The organism is Bartonella sp. AD328YNZD, from assembly GCF_042196425.1.
Map to the genome: position 1 here is coordinate 1 of NZ_JBHIQG010000724.1, position 728 is coordinate 728.

General features: G+C 39.0%; 1 protein-coding gene. It reads right to left on the bottom strand.

The window, feature by feature from the left end:
- Positions 1 to 728: type IV secretory system conjugative DNA transfer family protein (locus ACFIO3_RS15845; RefSeq protein WP_375704738.1), on the bottom strand; the 728-nt coding region annotated here is incomplete at both ends.

A 728-nucleotide genomic window follows, 5' to 3' on the forward strand; every position in this document is an offset into this window, starting at 1 on the left:
GTTTGCTCTGCCATTTCTGTAAAAATACCCACCATTTCACGAATAAAAGGAGAAGGTGTTGTTTCTTGAATCATGCGCAATTGATTAACAACAGCTGTCTCTGATTGAGAGAGAATTCCACGCAAAGTTTTTAAATTGCGCTCGCTGTCTTCATATTCGTCAGAAAATATGACATGGGCAAGAAGAGCGGTTAAAAGATTATGGGCTTGTGTTGAGAAATATTCCGCTGAAGAATTGTCTGATTTTTTATCTGTGAGAAGCAATTTGGAAAAGCTAACAATATTTGCTTCACGTTGTGTGCGTGGTACGCTATCATCTAAAAGCCAGTCGATAACATTAAAATTTTTTGTTAACAATGAATTGGGATCGAGAACAATAACATTTCTATTTCCCATTTTTTGACGCGCAAATTTGACCATTGGGGCAACTTCTGTTGAAGGATCAAGACAAATAATAGACCCTGGATAGGTTAAACACGTGGGAACTACTGTACTTGTGGTTTTATAGCCACCAGAACCAGCAAAAAAGATCATATGGGTTGAACCAAAATCAAGATTAAAGGTCAGCAAAGGGGCTGTTCCACCCTTTCCCCATGTTGTTTTATTGCCAGGTGCAAAGGGAACTTTGCACACATTATCTTGATCAACGCGGTATCTTTCACCCACAACAATTTGCCCATTGGCAGGAAAGATTTTTGCTGCCTCTCTTAAATTCATCCATGATGCTTC